The organism is Streptomyces sp. WMMB303, from assembly GCF_029351045.1.
Taxonomy (GTDB): Bacteria; Actinomycetota; Actinomycetes; order Streptomycetales; family Streptomycetaceae; genus Streptomyces.
The window spans coordinates 1,549,278-1,565,570 of sequence record NZ_JARKIN010000001.1 but is presented as its reverse complement, the minus strand read 5'-3'; the positions used below and the strand labels follow the sequence as shown (position 1 = coordinate 1,565,570).

Here is a 16,293-nt window from a genome sequence, read left to right as displayed (position 1 = left end):
GGGCACCCCGTCCGTCATATCGGGTGTGGTGGGAGGAATTGGCGTAGAGGGGCGGGTTTCACGGGGGCGATTCCCTGCCTATCCTGAAAGAGTCGCATCCGGTCGCCCCCGCGACCGACGAGTAGGAGGACTCCGTGCCGCTCTCTGAGCACGAGCAGCGGATGCTCGAGCAGATGGAGCGAGCGCTGTACGCCGAAGATCCCAAGTTCGCAACAGCGCTCGAGGGAAGTGAGCTGCGTCGGTACACCCGCAAGCGGGTCTACCAAGCGGTGGCGGGCTTTCTGGTGGGTATCGCGCTCCTCATGGCCGGAATGGTCGCTCAGCAGATCTGGATCAGCGTCGTCGGCTTCCTGGTCATGCTGGGCTGTGCGGTCCTCGCCGTGACCGGGTGGCGGAAGGCGCCCAAGCAGGGCGAGGAGCAGGCCGCGAGCGAGGGCGAGTCCTCGCAGGGCTCGGATTCGGCGCGCCGCCAGCAGCCACGGAACCGCAGGTCGGTGATGTCCCGTATCGAGGAGCGGTGGCAGCGCCGCCGCGACGAGGGCCACCACTGACAGCGGGGTCACCGCCCCGTTCCGCATACTTTCGCTCTTCCTCGCAACGTCACGCGGCGACGTGCCGCGGCCCGGACCGGGTTTCCGGCCGTGCCGTGCCCGCAGTGCCCCTGCCGCGCGGCGACGACTCCCCAGAGCAACGACAGCGCAGGTCTTCGGCGGTGCGGGAACCCTCGCCGGGTTCCCGCACCGCCGTATGTGTTCCGGTGCCCGGTCGGCGGTCGGCCCGGAGTTGGTGTGCCGGACGGCGTCCCTCGGGTTGCGGCGATCCTGGCGCGCCAGGCGGCCGGATCGCCCGGAGCACCGGCCCGGCCGGTGACGGGGGTGGCCGGCGGACGCAGCCCCCGGTCCTCCGCCGACCGGGCCTGGGAACCGGGTCCGCGCTGCCCCGCGCCGGCTACTCGGCCGGGCGTGGGCGGCGCAGCACGCGGGTCCACCGGGCCCGCAGCACCCGCCCACGGTGGCCGGCGGCCCGCAGCAGCCGTCCGGTGGACGGAGGCAGCAGCAGGGCGCGGACCCGCAGGGTGCGGGGCGCGGCAGCGCGCAGCCCGGACCGGACGCGCTGCACGTCGCGGGTGATCCCGGGGGCCGGCTGCGGCTCGGGCGCGTACAGCACCTGTTCGACCGCGAGTGCGATCCGCTGTACCGCCTCGGCCTCGGGGGGCTGGAGCTCTCCCACCCGGGCCAGCCGCTCGGCGGCCGTGCGTGGGGTCGCGGAGTCCTCCGGCACGATGCCGTAGTCCCATCCGGTGTCCAGGAGCTCCTGCCAGGCGGCGAGCACCCCCTCGGCGCTCTCCGGACCGGTGCCCCGGGACGGGGACCGCAGCCGCCGGGAGCGTCTCCTCATCCGCAGCAGCATCGGCAGCAGCAACAGCGCCAGCAGGAGCAGTGACGCGGCGCCGATACCGGCGACGGTGGCCGCGGACGGCCCCTCCTCGGAGCTGCCGGAGCCGGGCAGCGGAGCCGCCAGCCCGCACTCGGGGTCGGAGCGCTTCTGCTGGGCGGTGCACTCATGTGACGGCGAGGGGGCGACCGTGGGCTCGTCGCTCCCGCCGCGGTCGGGCAGCACCTCGCCGGAGTCGCGGTCGGGATCCGGTGCGTCCGGCCGGGCGTAGGGCGGGGTGCTGCCGCGGGTGGGGGTGGGTTCGAAACGTGTCCAGCCCACACCTTCGAAGTACAGCTCAGGCCAGGCGTGCGCGTCCTGGAAGCCGACCTCCATCGCTCCGTCGCCGCGCGCCGTGCCGGGAGTGAAACCGACCGCGACCCGGGCCGGGATGCCCAGGGTGCGGGCCATCGAGGCCATGGCGAAGGAGAAGTGGACGCAGAAGCCCTCCTTCTGCCGCAGGAAGTCGGCGATGGCATTGACGCCGGTGCCCGCCTCCACCTCGGTGTCGTAGGAGAAGCCGCCCTCCACAGCGAACCAGTCCTGGAGCCGTACCGCCCGCTCGTAGTCGTTCGCCGCACCGCGGGTGATCTGGCGCGCGGTCCTGGGGACGACGTCCGGCAGTGTGCCGGGAACGGCGGTGTACTCGCGCTCCAGTGCGGGCGGCGGGTCGGGCGCGTTGCGCAGCTGCTCGGCGGTGGGCCGGACCCGGAGGCTCTCGACCGTGTAGCGCAGTCCGCGGGTGGTCTGCTTGTCGTAGCCGACCAGGGTGCGGCCCTCGGGCTCGAAGCGCCACTTGCCCTCCAGGCGCACCCGGTCGGCGGGGAACGGCATGGGCAGCCAGTCCTGCGCGTAGGCGTCGCTGGCCTGGATGGTGGTGCGCACGGTGCTGGTCCGTACGTCCGGCCCCAGCCCGCGCGGGGCGGGCAGCCGGTCCGGGATCTCGCCGATCCGCCGCTCGGAGGGCTTCCACTGGGCGCCGTCGAACCTGTCCAGCGCGACGATGCGCAGGTAGAGCCCCTCGTCCTCGCTGTCGTCCTCGCCGTCCGTCCGGTAGACGAGCGCGGTGCGGTCCTGCGGCTGGTCGAGGCTGTTCTTGAGCGCGACCACCGGGTTCACTGCCGAGACCGTGCCGCCGCCCTGCCCGCGCCCCCCTCCGCCACCCGTCCCCACCTCGTCGAGCAGGCCGCCGCTGAGCGAGGGCAGTGCGGTGGGCACCAGCAGCGAGACGCCCAGGGCCAGCACTCCGATCCGGCGACCGGTGCGCACGGGTGCCGCCGCGGGGCCCGCGACGCTGCCCGGCTGGTGCGGCGCCGCGCCCGGCCGGGTGCGGTCGGCGAAGACCCGGCCCCACTGGGAGAGCCGCTCCCGCCCCTCGGCCAGCAGAAGCAGCAGATAGCCGCCCGCGGCGCACAGGAACCACAGCCAGCGTGCGCCGCCCTCGGAGAGTCCGGCCGCCACCGAGTACAGGGCGAGCAGCGGCAGCCCGGCGGGGGCGGCGCTCCGGTAGGTCACGGCGACCGTGTCCACCAGCAGCCCGATCAGCAGCACCCCGCCGATCAGCATCAGCCGTATGCCGTCGGTGAGCGGCGCGGGTATCGCGTACCGGCTCACGTCCTGGACGCCCTGCTCGAACAGCGCGGAGAAGTGGGTGAAGACCCCGGGTGCCGGCAGGAATCCAGCAGGCGCGGCGGAGCGTGCGAAGACGACGGTGAGCAGCAGCAGCGAGGTGAGCGCCTGCGCCAGCACGGTCAGCGGGCGGGCCAGCGGGACCCGGCGGGCGGCGGCGCCCACTCCGGCCTGCACCCCGATCAGCACCGCCGCCTGGATCAGCCAGGCCGCCGGCTCGACCAGCGGCAGCAGTGCGCAGGCCGCGGCCAGCGTCGCCAGCGCGGCGCAGAATGCGAGCCGTCCCCGTCCGCTCACCGTTCGGCTCCCTTCGCGCTCGCGTGTTCGGCTTCCTGCCACAGTGCGGCCAGCGGCGTTCCGGGTCCGCCGGTCAGCGCGGTCCACCCGGCCTCGTGCAGGACGCGGAGCGCGGCGCGGGATCCGGGTGGCTCGGCGGGGGTCCCGGGCGGCCCGGCGGCGCCCCCTGCCGCCTGCCCGGTGCCGTCTTGCGGGCGGGACGCGGGGGCGGCGAGAAAGGCCACCGCGCGGTCCGAGCGCTGCCGCAGCCGGCCGACGGTGAGTGCCTGTTCCTCGTCCAGTGCTCCCAGGAACGCGATCAGCAGCCCCGGCTGCCCGGCGTCCCCGCCGCGCAGCGCCTCATAGGCCCCGGCCAGCCCCTGTTCGTTCGAGTGCTCGACGATGGCGAGGGTGTCGAGCAGCAGTCCGGCCGTGTCCGGGTTCTCCGCGAGGAATCCGCCGTTCTCCGGCCCGGGTGCGGCGGCTCCGGTGTCGGTCAGCAGCCGTACCGAGCAGCCGCGCTCCAGCAGGTGCACGCACACCGACGCGGCGCCCGCGACCGCCCACTCGAACGGGGAGTCGGGCCCCGAGCCGGGGTAGCCGGCCCGGCGGGTGTCCAGCAGGACGGTGCAGCGGGCCTGCTGCGGCTGCTCCTCGCGGCGCACCATCAGTTCGCCGTAGCGAGCGGTCGAACGCCAGTGCACCCGGCGCAGGTCGTCGCCGTGCCGGTAGCCGCGCGGGATCACGTCGTCGTCCCCGGCCAGGGCGAGCGCGCGCTGCCGGCCCTCCCCGTAGCCGCCGGTCCGCCCGGCCGACCGGGTCGGCGGCAGCGCCTCGACCGGCGGTACGACGGTGAGGGTGTCCCAGGTGCTGAACGAGCGCGTCAGCTCGCACATCCCGAACGGGTCCGTCAGCCGCAGTTGGAGCGGGCCCAGCGGATAGCGTCCGCGCAGGTCGGAGCGGACCCGGTAGGAGACCTCGCGGCGACCGCCCGGCTCCACCCGGTCCAGCACGAACCGGGGCCGCGGTCCCAGGACGTAGGGGACCCGGTCCTGCAGCATCAGCAGTCCGGTCGGCAGCCGGGAGACGTTGTCCACCCGCAGGTGCACACGGGCCTCCGAGCGCGCCGGTACCCGCGAGGGCGACAGCCTGCGGTAGCCCGCCACGCGGTGGCGGGTGCGGTGCAGTACCAGCACACACACCAGCGGCAGCACCCCCAGCAGCACCCCCACCCGCAGCAGTTCGTCCTGGCCCAGCAGATACGCGCACAGCACCGCCGCCAGCCCGGCCGCCAGGAAGGAGCGGCCGCGGGTGGTCAGACCGCCGAACGCGTGGCGCAGCGAGCCGCTCCGCTCCTCCGGGCCGGAACCGTCACCGGACGCCGCCGCGCCGGGGGCCGGGCCGGAGGCGGTCGGGGCGCCCGGGACCGCTCCGTAGGCCATCAGTAGCCCCGGGCCTGCCCGGTCTGCGGCCGGTTCAGGGGGGCATGCGGTCCGTGGGCGGGCGGCGGCCCGTAGGGAGCCGGACCGGGCGGTGCCGTTCCGGGTGCGGCGGGGCCGGGGCCGACGGCGGGCACCGGCACCTGCCGCACGATCTCGGCCACCACCTGCTCGGCGGTACGGCGGTTCAACTGGGCCTGCGCGGTGGGCAGCAGCCGGTGCGCCAGGACGGGGACCGCCAGCGACTGCACGTCGTCGGGGAGCGCGAACTCGCGCCCGCCGAGCGCGGCCGACGCCTTGGCGGCCCGCAGCAGGTGCAGCGTCGCGCGGGGCGAGGCGCCCAGCCGCAGCTCGGAGTGGGAGCGGGTGGCGGCCACCAGCTCGACCGCGTACCGCCGCACCGCGTCCGAGACGTGCACGCCGCGCACGGTCCCGATCAGCTTGGCGATGTCGTGCGCGTGCGCCACCGGCTGGAGGTCGTCCAGCGGGGAGGCGCCGCCGTGCACATCGAGCATCTCCAGCTCGGCCGCGGGGCTCGGATAGCCGATGGAGACCCGCACCATGAACCGGTCGCGCTGCGCCTCGGGCAGTGGGTAGGTGCCCTCCATCTCCACCGGGTTCTGGGTGGCGACCACCATGAACGGGTCGGGCAGCTCGTAGGTCTGCCCGTCGATGGTGACCTGGCGCTCCTCCATCGACTCCAGCAGCGCCGACTGGGTCTTGGGGGAGGCGCGGTTGATCTCGTCGCCGATCACGATCTGCGCGAAGATCGCCCCGGGCTTGAACTCGAAGTCCTTGCGCTGCTGGTCGTAGACGCTGACCCCGGTGATGTCGGAGGGCAGCAGATCAGGGGTGAACTGGATCCGCCGCACCGAGCAGTCGATCGTCCTGGCCAGCGCCTTGGCGAGCATCGTCTTGCCGACGCCCGGCACGTCCTCGATCAGCAGGTGGCCCTCGGCCAGCAGCACCGTGAGCGAGAGCCGGACGACGTCGGGCTTCCCCTCGATCACCGATTCGACACAGCGGCGCACCTCGCCCGCCGTGGCGCTCAGTTCGCTCAGGTCCGCCCGCTCGTCATAGGTCGTCACCGGCCCTCCTCGGCCCCATCCCCGTTGTATGTGCCCGCCGCGTGCCTGCCACCGGGCCCTGCAGTGTGCGTCGTTGCGTATTCTTCACGTCGACGGGCCCTCCCGTCACTCTCCCGGGTGACTCCGGGCCGCGGCCCTGCCGGTCAGGCCGGGGCGACCTCGCGCAGCAGGCCCGTCGTGATGTCGAAGACGAAGCCGCGGACGTCGTCCCGGTGCGGCAGGAAGGGCGAGGTCCGTACCCGTTCGACGGACTGGCGCACGTCCTGGTCCAGATCCTTGAAGGACTCGACTGCCCAGGACGGCCGCTGGCCCACTTCCAGTTCCAGTTCGTGGCGGAAATCCTCGGTGAGGTTGAGCAGTCCGCAGTTGGTGTGGTGGACGAGGACCACGGAACGGGTGCCCAGGGCGCGCTGGCTGATGGTGAGGGAGCGGATGACGTCGTCGGTGACCACACCGCCCGCGTTCCGGATGGTGTGGCAGTCGCCCAGCTCCAGCCCCAGCGCGGCGGGCAGGTCCAGACGGGCGTCCATGCAGGCGACGACGGCGACTGAGCGGACCGGGGGGGCGTCCATGCCGGGGTCGGTGAAGTCGTCCGCGTACTCCTGGTTCGCGGTGACGATCTCGTCGGTCACGGACGGTGCGGACTGCGGGTCAGGTGTGGGTATCGACATGTGTACGACGTTAGACGTTCCCCGAGCGGACGGCCTGCCCGGAGAGCGGTGAAATCGGGCGGCGCGCGAGGGTGTGAGGTAACCCACACGGCCCATTGTCGTCTCCTCCGCCCGGGTGCACACCGCAGTCGCGTGCGCGGGTGCCGCCGACCGCGCGCGCGGTTGTCACTCGTTGTCGGGACGCGCCTGGTCCCGTAGTTGACCGAGGGGACGAGTGGACTAAAGTGACGCGAAGTGGGAGGCGAACACTCTCCCCAAGGATCCCCGAATCCCCTCGCGTGCGCGGGCGCGCACGTGCGGCTCGGCCTCCTCCCGCTCCCGGCCTCCGGCGCCCGTTCGGCGCGGGCGGCCACTCCCCTTCGAGCGGGCGGGGACCAAGGAGCATGTGCACGGTGCCCGCCAGATCTGAGAGGGCACAGTGACCACCAACGAGCGGCCCGTCGGCGAACGCCACAATCCGGTGATGCTCCGGCGCACCCTGGACCTGCTCGCTCCCGCGCTGGCGGAGCCCGGCGCGACCGTCGTCGACTGCACCCTGGGCCTGGGTGGCCACAGCGAGGCGCTGCTGTCGACCTTCCCGGCGGCCCGCCTCGTCGGCCTGGACCGGGACCCGGCCGCACTCGAACTCGCGGGCGAACGGCTGGCCCCCTACGCCGACCGGGCCACGCTGGTGCACGCCGTCTACGACGAACTGCCACAGGTGCTCTCCCGGCTGGAGGTGCCGCGCGTCCAGGGGGTCCTGTTCGACCTGGGGGTCTCCTCGCTCCAGTTGGACGAGGCCGACCGCGGCTTCGCCTACGCCCAGGACGCGCCGCTGGACATGCGGATGGACCAGACGAGCGGGCCCGGCGCGGCCGAGGTGCTCAACACCTACCCGCCCGGCGACCTGGTGCGCATCCTGCGCTCCTACGGCGAGGAGAAGCAGGCCCGCCGCATCGTCGAGGCCATCGTGCGGGAGCGCGAGAAGGAGCCGTTCACCCGCAGCGGCCGGCTGGTCGAGGTGATCCGGGAGGCGCTGCCGCAGGCCGCCAAGCGCACCGGCGGCAATCCGGCCAAGCGCACCTTCCAGGCGCTGCGCATCGAGGTCAACGGGGAGTTGGCGGTGCTGGAGCGGGCCCTGCCCGCCGCGCTGGAGGCGCTCGCGGTCGGCGGCCGGATGGTCGTCCTCGCCTACCACTCACTGGAGGACCGGCTGGCCAAACAACTGTTCGCCACCGGCTCCCGGAACACGGCGCCACCCGGGCTGCCCGTCGTGCCCGAGCAGTACCAGCCCCGGCTGCGGCTGCTGACCCGCGGCGCCGAGGTGCCCACCGACGAGGAGATCGCCGAGAACCGGCGGGCGGCGCCGGCGCGGCTGCGCGCCGCCCAGCGGATCAGGGAGGCGACATGACCGGCCGCCATATCCGGGAGGGGACATGACAGCGCAGCGACGCTTGGCGCGGTTGGCCCGGCTGGTCCCCGTCGGGGGGTCGCCGGCCGCCCGCGCCCCGTTCGTCCTGCTGATCGTCCTGCTGCTGGGCAGCGGCCTGCTGGCCCTGCTGCTGCTGAACGCTTCCCTGAACAAGGGCTCCTTCCAGCTCAGCAGACTGGAGAAGCAGACGGAGGAGCTGACCGACCAGCAGCAGGCCCTCCAGCAGGAGGTGGACGGCTACTCCGCGCCGGACCGGCTGGAGGAGCGGGCCCGGGAGCAGGGCCTGGTCCCCAGCGGCACCCCCGTCTTCCTGGACCCCGACGGCACCGTGCGCGGCGATCCCCGCCCGGCGCGTGGTGGGCGGGAGGACCCATGAGCGAACGTCCCCGCGAGTCGGAGCGCGGCGCCCGCCGGAGCCCCGGGACGGCGTCCGGGCCGGAGCGCACCCCCGACCGGAACCGCACCGCCGACCGGGGCCGGGCCGCGAAGCCGCGCCGGGTCCCCGGGCCGGGCCGGCCGGCCACCGCAGCGGCGTCCCGCGGCGCACGGCCCTCCGCGGCGCGCCGGGGCGGCGGCGCACGTCCCCCGCGGGGCGGCGCGGCCCGGCTGCGGCTGGTGAACCCGCGGCCCCGGCTGCGGCTGGTCGCCGTAGGGCTGACGCTGGTCATGCTGGTCTTCACGGTGCGGCTGCTGCAGGTCCAGGCCGTGGACGCGAGCGCGTACGCGGACAAGGCCGCCGTCAACCGCTACATCACCGTCCCCCTCGCGGCCGAGCGGGGCACCATCACCGCCCGGGACGGCTCCGCGCTGGCGAGCACCGTGGACGCCCACGACATCACCGCCGATCCGTATCTGTTCAGCCCGGAGCAGACGAAGATCGAGGACGCCCCCGAGCGGGCCGCCGAACTGCTGGCGCCGCTGCTCGGCAAGAAGCCCGCCGAGCTGGCCGGGAAGCTCTCGCGGAAGGGTACCCGCTATGTGCTGCTCGCCCGGCAGCAGAGCCCGCAGACCTGGCGCAAGGTCAAGAAGCTCAAGGCGCGGCTCGCCGAGGAGGCCGCGGCGGCGCCCGAGGGCGGGAAGCCCGACGTGCTGGCCGGGATCTATCAGGAGAAGCACGCCAAACGGGTCTACCCGAACAAGGAGCTGGCCGCCACGGTCCTCGGCTTCGTCAACTCCGCGGGCAAGGGCGGCGCCGGTCTGGAGGCGAAGCTGAACGGCACGCTGGCGGGGGAGGACGGCAAGGTCACCTACGCCCAGTCCGGCGGCCGCCAGGTCCCCACCGCGGGCGTCCGCGAGCAGGCGGCCGAGCCGGGTTCCGACGTGGAGCTCACCCTGGACCGCGACATCCAGTGGTCCGCGCAGCAGGCCATCTCCGACCAGGTGGCCGAGTCGCACGCCGACAGCGGCTATGTCGTCGTGCAGGACACCAGGACCGGCCAGTTGCTCGGCATGGCCAGCGCGCCGGGCTTCGACCCGAACGACATCCGCGGTGCGCAGGTCGACTCCTTCGGCAGCCCCGCGGTCCAGGACGCCTACGAGCCCGGCTCCACCAGCAAGGTGATGTCGATGGCGGCGGTCCTGGAGGAGGGCAAGGCCACTCCCCGGACGGCGGTCACGGTGCCCAACCGGCTCAAGCGCGCCGACCGGTCCTTCGCCGACGACATCGACCACCCCACCTGGCACCTGACCCTCAACGGCGTCCTGGCCAAATCCAGCAACATCGGCACCATCCTCGCCACCGAGCAGCTCGGCAGCACGCAGCGGCAGGCCAACAAGGTCCTCTACCGCTATCTGCGCAAGTTCGGCATCGGCCGGCCCACCGGGCTCGGCTTCCCCGGCGAGACCGACGGCCTGCTGGCCGAACCCGGGAAGTGGAGCGCCTCCCAGCAGTACACGATCCCCTTCGGGCAGGGACTGTCCCTCAACGCCGTGCAGGCCGCCTCCATCTACTCCACCATCGCCAACGGCGGGGAGCGGATCGCCCCCACACTCGTCCGCGGCACCACCGGCCCGGACGGCCGATTCCGGCCCGCCGACGCACCGGACAAGCGCCGGGTCGTCAGCGAGAAGACGGCCAAGACCCTCGCCCGGATGCTGGAATCCGTGGTCTCCGACATGGAGGGCACCGGAACCACCGCCAAGATCCCCGGCTACCGCGTCGCGGGGAAGACCGGTACGGCCAACCGGGTGGATCCCGAGACCGGCCGCTACCACGGCTACACCTCCTCCTTCGCCGGGTTCGCGCCCGCCGACAAGCCCCGGATCACCGTCTACTGCGCCGTCCAGAACCCCAAGAAGGGCAGCTACTTCGGCAGCGACGTGTGCGGTCCCGTCTACAAGAAGGTCATGAAGTTCTCCCTCAAGACCCTGCAGATCCCCCCGACCGGGGCCGAGCCCGCGAAGCTGCCCGTGAGCGCGGGGAAGAGCCGGAACGACTGAGGCGTGCGCCACGTGAGAACGATCACTGACAGCGAGTACAACCCCCAGGGGGCGGCCCCGCCGCGCCCCTCGCTTCGCGACGCGGGCTCCCCGCCCGGTACGCTCACCGCCGTGCCACAAGCTGATCAGACCTCCCCCGAGTCCTTCCCCGGGCCGCCCCGGCCCGCACGGGTCGCACCCGTTCCGCTCGCGGAGCTGGCCCGACTGCTGGGCGCCGACGCGTCCGCCACCGGTCCCGGCGATGCGCCGCGAGGGGGCGGAGCGGCGGACGCCGGCGTGTCCGTCACCGGCATCACCCACGACTCGCGCGCCGTGCGCCCGGGCGACGTCTACGCCGCGCTGCCCGGCGCCCGGCTGCACGGCGCCGACTTCGTCGAGCAGGCCCAGAGCCTGGGTGCCGCGGCGGTGCTGACCGACCCCGGGGGAACGGCACGGGCCGAGGCCACCGGGCTGCCGGTGCTGACGGTCCCCGACCCGCGCGGCCGGATGGGGGAGCTGGCCGCCACCATCTACGGCGCTCCCGGCGACGATCTGCTCCAGATCGGCATCACCGGCACCTCCGGCAAGACGACGACCGCGTACCTGGTGGACGGCGGGCTGCGCAAGGCCGCCGAGAAGGGCGAGCCGCGCACCGCGGGCGCCGTGGACGGCGGCGGGCTGACCGGGCTGATCGGCACGGTCGAGTCGCGGATCGGCGACGAGCGGATCAAGTCGGAGCGCACCACGCCCGAAGCCACCGACCTGCAGGCGCTGTTCGGCGTGATGCGCGAGCGTGGCGTCGGCTCGGTGACGATGGAGGTCTCCAGCCACGCGCTGGTCCTCGGCCGGGTCGACGGCTGCGTCTTCGACGTCGCGGTGTTCAACAACCTCAGCCCCGAACACCTCGACTTCCACCCGGACATGGAGGACTACTTCCAGGCCAAGCGGCAGCTCTTCACCCCGGAGCGCTCGCGGGCCGCGGTGGTCAACTTCGACGACGAGTACGGCTTCCGGCTGCTGACCGAACTGCGCGGCGAGGGCTTCCCCGTCACCACCTTCTCCGCCGAGGGCCACCCGGACGCGGACTGGCGGGCCCGGGACGTGGAGGTCGGCCCGCTCGGCTCCACGTTCACCGCGGTGGGACCCGACGGACGGGAAGTACTGGCCGCCGCGCCGCTCGCGGGACCCTTCAACGTGGCCAACGCGCTGGCCGCGCTCACCGCGCTGGTCGTCGCCGGGATCGACCCGAGCACGGCCGCCGAGGGCATCGGCACCGTCCCCGGCGTCCCCGGCCGGCTGCAGCGGGTGGACGCCGGGCAGGACTACCTGGCCATCGTCGACTACGCACACAAGCCGGACGCCGTGGAGTCGGTGCTCTACGCCGTCCGCAAGGTCACCGAGGGCGCCGTGCACGCCGTCCTGGGCTGCGGCGGCGACCGCGACCCGCACAAGCGGCCCGGCATGGGAGCGGCGCTCGCCCGGCTGTCCGACACGGCGGTGCTCACCTCCGACAATCCGCGCTCGGAGGATCCGCTCGCGATCCTGGCCACCATGCTCAGCGGTGCCTCCGAGGTGCCCGCCTACGAGCGCGGCACGGTGCTCCTGGAGGAGGACCGCGCCGCCGCGATCCGGGCCGCCGTCGGCCGGGCCGGACCCGGCGACACCGTCCTCGTCCTGGGCAAGGGCCACGAGCAGGGCCAGGACATCGCCGGAGTGGTGCGCCCCTTCGACGACGTCCAGGTGCTGCACGACGCCATCCGCGCCCGGGCGGCCGAGCAGGCGGCGGCCGCCCCGGCGGCACCGCCGTCCCCGTCCCCTGTGTCCGCCTCCGACCCCCTGTCTTCTTCGTCCCCTTCCGCCGCGCAGCACCGGACAGACAACCAGAAGCGATGATCCCCCTCTCCCTCGCAGAGATCGCCGCCCTCACCGGCGGACGGCAGCACGACATGACGGACCCGGACGCGCGGATCACCGGGCCGGTGGTGATCGACTCCCGGGAAGCGGGCCCCGGCACGCTCTTCGCGGCGTTCGCCGGGGAGCGGGCCGACGGCCACGACTTCGCCGCCGACGCCGTGGCCTCCGGTGCCGTCGCCGTGCTCGCCACCCGCCCGGTCGGTGTTCCGGCTGTCGTCGTCGACGACGTCCCCCGGGCCCTGGGCGCGCTGGCCCGGCACGCCGTGCGGACGCTCGGCACCCAGGTCGTCGCGCTGACCGGGTCCAGCGGCAAGACCAGCACCAAGGATCTGATCGCCCAGCTGCTGGGGCGGCTGGGACCCACGGTGTGGCCGGAAGGCTCGCAGAACAACGAGATCGGTCTGCCGCTGACAGCCCTGCGCGCCGACGAGACCACCCGGCACCTGGTGCTGGAGATGGGCGCCCGCGGTATCGGCCACATCCGCTACCTCACCGAACTGACACCGCCGCGGATCGGGGTGGTGCTCAATGTCGGCACCGCCCACATCGGCGAGTTCGGCGGGCGGGAGCAGATCGCCCAGGCCAAGGGTGAACTGGTGGAGACGCTGCCCTCGGCCGAGGAGGGGGGAGTGGCGGTGCTCAACGCCGACGACCCCTTCGTCCGCGCCATGGCGGCTCGGACGAGCGCGCGGGTGCTGTTCTTCGGTGAGGCCCCGGAAGCGGACGTACGGGCTGAAAACGTGCGGTTGTCGGAACGCGGCACACCAGCCTTCACCCTTCACACACCTACCGGGTGCGGCGATGTGACCATGCGCCTGTACGGTGAGCACCACGTGTCGAACGCGCTCGCCGCGGCGGCCGTCGCCCACCAACTGGGCATGTCCGCTGGGGACATCGCCGATGCGCTCTCCTCCGCTGACACGCTCTCCCGTTGGCGGATGGAGGTCACCGAGCGCGCCGACGGCGTCACGGTCGTCAACGACGCCTACAACGCCAATCCCGACTCCATGCGGGCAGCGCTCCGTGCGCTCTCCGCCATGGGGGAGGCGGCGAAGGCCCGGGGGGGCCGGACCTGGGCGGTGCTGGGCGAGATGGCCGAGCTCGGCGACGACGCGCTCGCCGAGCACGACGCGATCGGACGGCTCGCCGTCCGGCTCAACGTCAGCAAACTCGTGGCAGTCGGAGGCCGGGAGGCCGCCTGGCTCGACATGGGTGCCAAGAACGAGGGTTCGTGGGGTGAGGAGTCGGTGCATGTGTCCGGCACTGAGGCGGCCGTCGGCCTGCTGCGCGGGGAACTGCGCGCGGGAGATGTCGTACTGGTGAAGGCCTCCCGGTCGGTGGGGCTGGAGAAGGTGGCCGCGGCTCTCCTCGCGGACGGGTCGAGGGAGGGTGAGGGCGCCGCCCGATGACGATGAAGCAGATCCTCTTCTCCGGGGTCATCGGCCTCTTCCTGTCCCTGATCGGGACTCCGCTGCTGATCAAGCTGCTCGCCAGACGGGGCTACGGCCAGTTCATCCGCGACGACGGCCCGCGCAACCACCACAGCAAGCGCGGTACCCCCACGATGGGCGGTATCGCCTTCATCCTGGCGACGGTGCTCGCCTACGTGCTGACCAAGCTCATCACGGGGGAGCAGCCCAGCTTCTCCGGTGTGCTGGTGCTCTTCCTGTTCGCCGGGATGGGCCTGGTCGGCTTCCTCGACGACTACATCAAGATCGTCAAGCAGCGGAGCCTCGGGCTGCGCGCGAAGGCGAAGATGGCCGGCCAGCTCATCGTCGGTATCGCCTTCGCCCTCCTCGCACTCAGTTTCGAGGACGCCCGGCAGCTCACTCCGGCCTCCACCAAGCTCTCCTTCACCCAGGACTTCGGCTGGGCACTGCCACCGGTGCTGTTCGTGGTCTGGGCACTGTTCATGATCCTGGCCATGTCCAACGGCGTGAACCTCACCGACGGCCTCGACGGCCTGGCGACCGGCGCCTCGGTGATGGTCTTCGGCGCCTACGTGTTCATCTGCGTCTGGGAGTACCAGGAGTCCTGCGCGCACATCGCCACGGCCGGACCCGGCTGCTACGAGGTCCGCGATCCACTCGACCTGGCCGTGGTCGCGGCCGCGCTGATGGGTGCCTGCTTCGGCTTCCTGTGGTGGAACACCTCGCCGGCGAAGATCTTCATGGGCGACACCGGCTCGCTGGCCCTGGGCGGCGCGCTGGCCGGGCTCGCGATCTGCTCGCGCACCGAGCTGCTGCTGGCGATCCTCGGCGGCCTGTTCGTGCTGATCACCATGTCCGTGGTGATCCAGGTCGGGTCCTTCCGGCTCACCGGGAAGCGGGTCTTCAAGATGGCTCCGCTCCAGCACCACTTCGAACTCAAGGGGTGGTCCGAAGTCCTTGTGGTGGTGCGGTTCTGGATCATCCAGGGCATGTGCGCCATCGTCGGTGTCGGCATCTTCTACGCGGGCTGGGCGGCGAGCAAGTGAGCGAGGACCGGACGAACCTGGCGGAGCTGGGCGCCGAGCTGTCCGGCAAGCACGTCACCGTCGCCGGACTGGGCGTCAGCGGCATGCCCGCGGCCAAGGTGCTGCACCGGCTCGGGGCCCGGGTCACCTCCGTCAACGGCGGCGACGGCGAGGGCCCGCGCCGGCAGGCCGCCGAACTGGAGGCGCTCGGGATCAGCGTGCGGCTCGGCGACGACCGCACCCTCCCCGAGGGCACCGAGCTGGTCGTCACCACGCCCGGCTTCAAGCCCACCAGTCCGCTCTTCGCGGCGGCGGCCGAGGCCGGGGTACCGGTGTGGGGCGATGTGGAGCTGGCCTGGCGGCTGCGCGGTCCCGGCAGCCCGCCGTGGCTCGCGGTCACCGGCACCAACGGCAAGACGACCACGGTCCGGATGCTGGCCTGCATCCTGCGCGCGGCCGGGCTGCGCACGGCGGCGGTCGGCAACATCGGCGTCTCGCTCATCGACGTCGTCCTGGGGCAGGAGCCCTACGGCGACCTGGATGTGCTCGCCGTCGAGCTGTCCAGCTACCAGCTGCACTGGGCGCCCAGCCTGCGCGCGCACTCCGCCGCCGTCCTCAACCTCGCCCCCGACCACCTCGACTGGCACGGCTCCATGGAGGCGTACGCCGCCGCCAAGGGCCGTATCTACGAGGGCAACCAGGTCGCCTGCGTCTACAACGCCGACGAGCCCGTCGACCCGGACGGCGCGGCGCCCCGCACCGAGGACCTGGTGCGGGCCGCCGACGTGGTCGAGGGCGCGCGCGCCATCGGCTTCACCCTCGGCACCCCGGCGCCCTCCCAACTCGGCGTCGTCGAGGGTGTCCTGGTGGACCGCGCCTTCGTCGCCGACCGGCAGGAGCAGGCGCAGGAGCTGGCCGAGGTCGGCGACCTCAGCCCGGCCCCGGACGCCGCCCCCGCGGTCCCCCCGGCGCCGCACAACGTCGCCAACGCGCTCGCCGCCGCGGCGCTGGCCCGCGCCTTCGGCGTACCGGCGGCAGCGGTACGGGACGGGCTGCGCGCCTTCACCCCGGACGCGCACCGCATCACCCGGGTCGCCGAGGCGGACGGTGTGGCCTACGTCGACGACTCCAAGGCCACCAATACGCACGCCGCGGCGGCCTCCCTGGCCGCCTACCCCTCGGTGGTGTGGATCGCGGGCGGACTGGCGAAGGGCGCGACGTTCGGCGAACTGGTCGCCGGGGCCGCCCCGCGGCTGCGGGGCGTGGTGCTGCTGGGCGCCGACCGGGAGCTGATCCGTCAAGCGCTGCTGCGACACGCGCCCGATGTGCCCGTGGCCGACGTCGACCGCACCGACACTGGGGCGATGGCGGAGGCCGTCAACCGGGCGGCGTCCTTGGCGCGACCCGGCGATACCGTGCTCCTGGCACCCGCGTGCGCCTCGATGGACATGTTCGTCAACTACAACGCACGCGGCGACGCGTTCGCCGATGCGGTCGGAGCCCTCGCCGCCGTGGGCCCGAGCGAGCAGTGACCCCGCTCCCCGCCGACCGAGGACGG

The 16,293-nt window shown here is 73.4% G+C and carries 12 protein-coding genes; 8 read left to right on the top strand and 4 right to left on the bottom strand.

Translation table 11 applies throughout. The features are described from left to right. Positions 1-134: 134 nt before the first annotated feature. A complete protein-coding gene (locus P2424_RS07090; protein WP_276474932.1) occupies positions 135-551 on the top strand; it encodes a DUF3040 domain-containing protein in 417 nt (138 codons plus the stop codon). 397 nt (positions 552-948) lie between these two features. Here the strand turns inward: P2424_RS07090 and P2424_RS07085 are convergent, their stop codons facing one another. The 4 genes from P2424_RS07085 to P2424_RS07070 all read right to left on the bottom strand — a co-directional run bounded on the left by P2424_RS07085 (position 949) and on the right by P2424_RS07070 (position 6,537). After that, complete coding sequence (locus tag P2424_RS07085) at positions 949-3,360, bottom strand: DUF3488 and transglutaminase-like domain-containing protein (RefSeq protein WP_276474931.1); 2,412 nt, start codon at positions 3,358-3,360, stop codon at positions 949-951. Further along, complete coding sequence (locus P2424_RS07080; protein ID WP_276474930.1) at positions 3,357-4,781, bottom strand: DUF58 domain-containing protein; 1,425 nt, start codon at positions 4,779-4,781, stop codon at positions 3,357-3,359. The genes P2424_RS07085 and P2424_RS07080 overlap by 4 nt, the downstream gene beginning before the upstream one ends. Continuing rightward, positions 4,781-5,866 (bottom strand): MoxR family ATPase, encoded by a 1,086-nt coding sequence (locus tag P2424_RS07075; RefSeq protein WP_276474929.1) that lies wholly within the window; start codon positions 5,864-5,866, stop codon positions 4,781-4,783. Before P2424_RS07075 ends, P2424_RS07080 begins: the two co-directional genes overlap by 1 nt. A 143-nt stretch (positions 5,867-6,009) precedes the next feature. Beyond that, positions 6,010-6,537, bottom strand: a complete 528-nt coding sequence (locus tag P2424_RS07070) for a carbonic anhydrase (RefSeq protein ID WP_276474928.1) — start codon at positions 6,535-6,537, stop codon at positions 6,010-6,012. Positions 6,538-6,955: 418 nt separating this feature from the next. Here P2424_RS07070 and rsmH point away from each other — a divergent pair, with 418 nt between their 5' ends. The 7 genes from rsmH to murD all read left to right on the top strand — a co-directional run bounded on the left by rsmH (position 6,956) and on the right by murD (position 16,267). After that, positions 6,956-7,927: a 16S rRNA (cytosine(1402)-N(4))-methyltransferase RsmH gene (gene rsmH, locus P2424_RS07065; protein WP_276474927.1), complete on the top strand. Its 972-nt coding sequence runs from the start codon at positions 6,956-6,958 to the stop codon at positions 7,925-7,927. A 25-nt stretch (positions 7,928-7,952) separates the two neighbouring features. Next, the gene (locus P2424_RS07060; RefSeq protein ID WP_276474926.1) at positions 7,953-8,324 is read left to right on the top strand and encodes a septum formation initiator family protein; all 372 of its coding nucleotides are present in this window, start codon (positions 7,953-7,955) and stop codon (positions 8,322-8,324) included. Then, positions 8,321-10,387 carry a penicillin-binding protein 2 gene (locus P2424_RS07055; RefSeq protein WP_276474925.1) on the top strand — a complete coding sequence of 689 codons (2,067 nt, stop codon included), beginning with the start codon at positions 8,321-8,323 and terminating at the stop codon, positions 10,385-10,387. The genes P2424_RS07060 and P2424_RS07055 overlap by 4 nt, the downstream gene beginning before the upstream one ends. A gap of 111 nt (positions 10,388-10,498) precedes the next feature. Continuing rightward, complete coding sequence (locus tag P2424_RS07050) at positions 10,499-12,259, top strand: UDP-N-acetylmuramoyl-L-alanyl-D-glutamate--2,6-diaminopimelate ligase (protein ID WP_276474924.1); 1,761 nt, start codon at positions 10,499-10,501, stop codon at positions 12,257-12,259. Then, on the top strand, positions 12,256-13,689 hold the full coding sequence (gene murF, locus P2424_RS07045; RefSeq protein ID WP_276474923.1) for a UDP-N-acetylmuramoyl-tripeptide--D-alanyl-D-alanine ligase: 1,434 nt from the start codon (positions 12,256-12,258) through the stop codon (positions 13,687-13,689). Before P2424_RS07050 ends, murF begins: the two co-directional genes overlap by 4 nt. 2 nt (positions 13,690-13,691) lie before the next feature. Further along, on the top strand, positions 13,692-14,756 hold the full coding sequence (gene mraY, locus P2424_RS07040) for a phospho-N-acetylmuramoyl-pentapeptide-transferase (RefSeq protein WP_026004439.1): 1,065 nt from the start codon (positions 13,692-13,694) through the stop codon (positions 14,754-14,756). Further along, positions 14,753-16,267 carry a UDP-N-acetylmuramoyl-L-alanine--D-glutamate ligase gene (gene murD / locus P2424_RS07035; RefSeq protein ID WP_276474922.1) on the top strand — a complete coding sequence of 505 codons (1,515 nt, stop codon included), beginning with the start codon at positions 14,753-14,755 and terminating at the stop codon, positions 16,265-16,267. The genes mraY and murD overlap by 4 nt, the downstream gene beginning before the upstream one ends. Positions 16,268-16,293 lie beyond the last annotated feature (26 nt).

Coding starts and splice junctions, on each gene's coding strand:
- P2424_RS07080 (WP_276474930.1), bottom strand. CDS start 4,781: ATGGCCTACGGAGCGGTCCCGGGCGCCCCGACCGCCTCCGGCCCGGCC.
- P2424_RS07070 (WP_276474928.1), bottom strand. CDS start 6,537: ATGTCGATACCCACACCTGACCCGCAGTCCGCACCGTCCGTGACCGAC.
- P2424_RS07060 (WP_276474926.1), top strand. CDS start 7,953: ATGACAGCGCAGCGACGCTTGGCGCGGTTGGCCCGGCTGGTCCCCGTC.
- P2424_RS07055 (WP_276474925.1), top strand. CDS start 8,321: ATGAGCGAACGTCCCCGCGAGTCGGAGCGCGGCGCCCGCCGGAGCCCC.
- murF (WP_276474923.1), top strand. CDS start 12,256: ATGATCCCCCTCTCCCTCGCAGAGATCGCCGCCCTCACCGGCGGACGG.
- mraY (WP_026004439.1), top strand. CDS start 13,692: ATGAAGCAGATCCTCTTCTCCGGGGTCATCGGCCTCTTCCTGTCCCTG.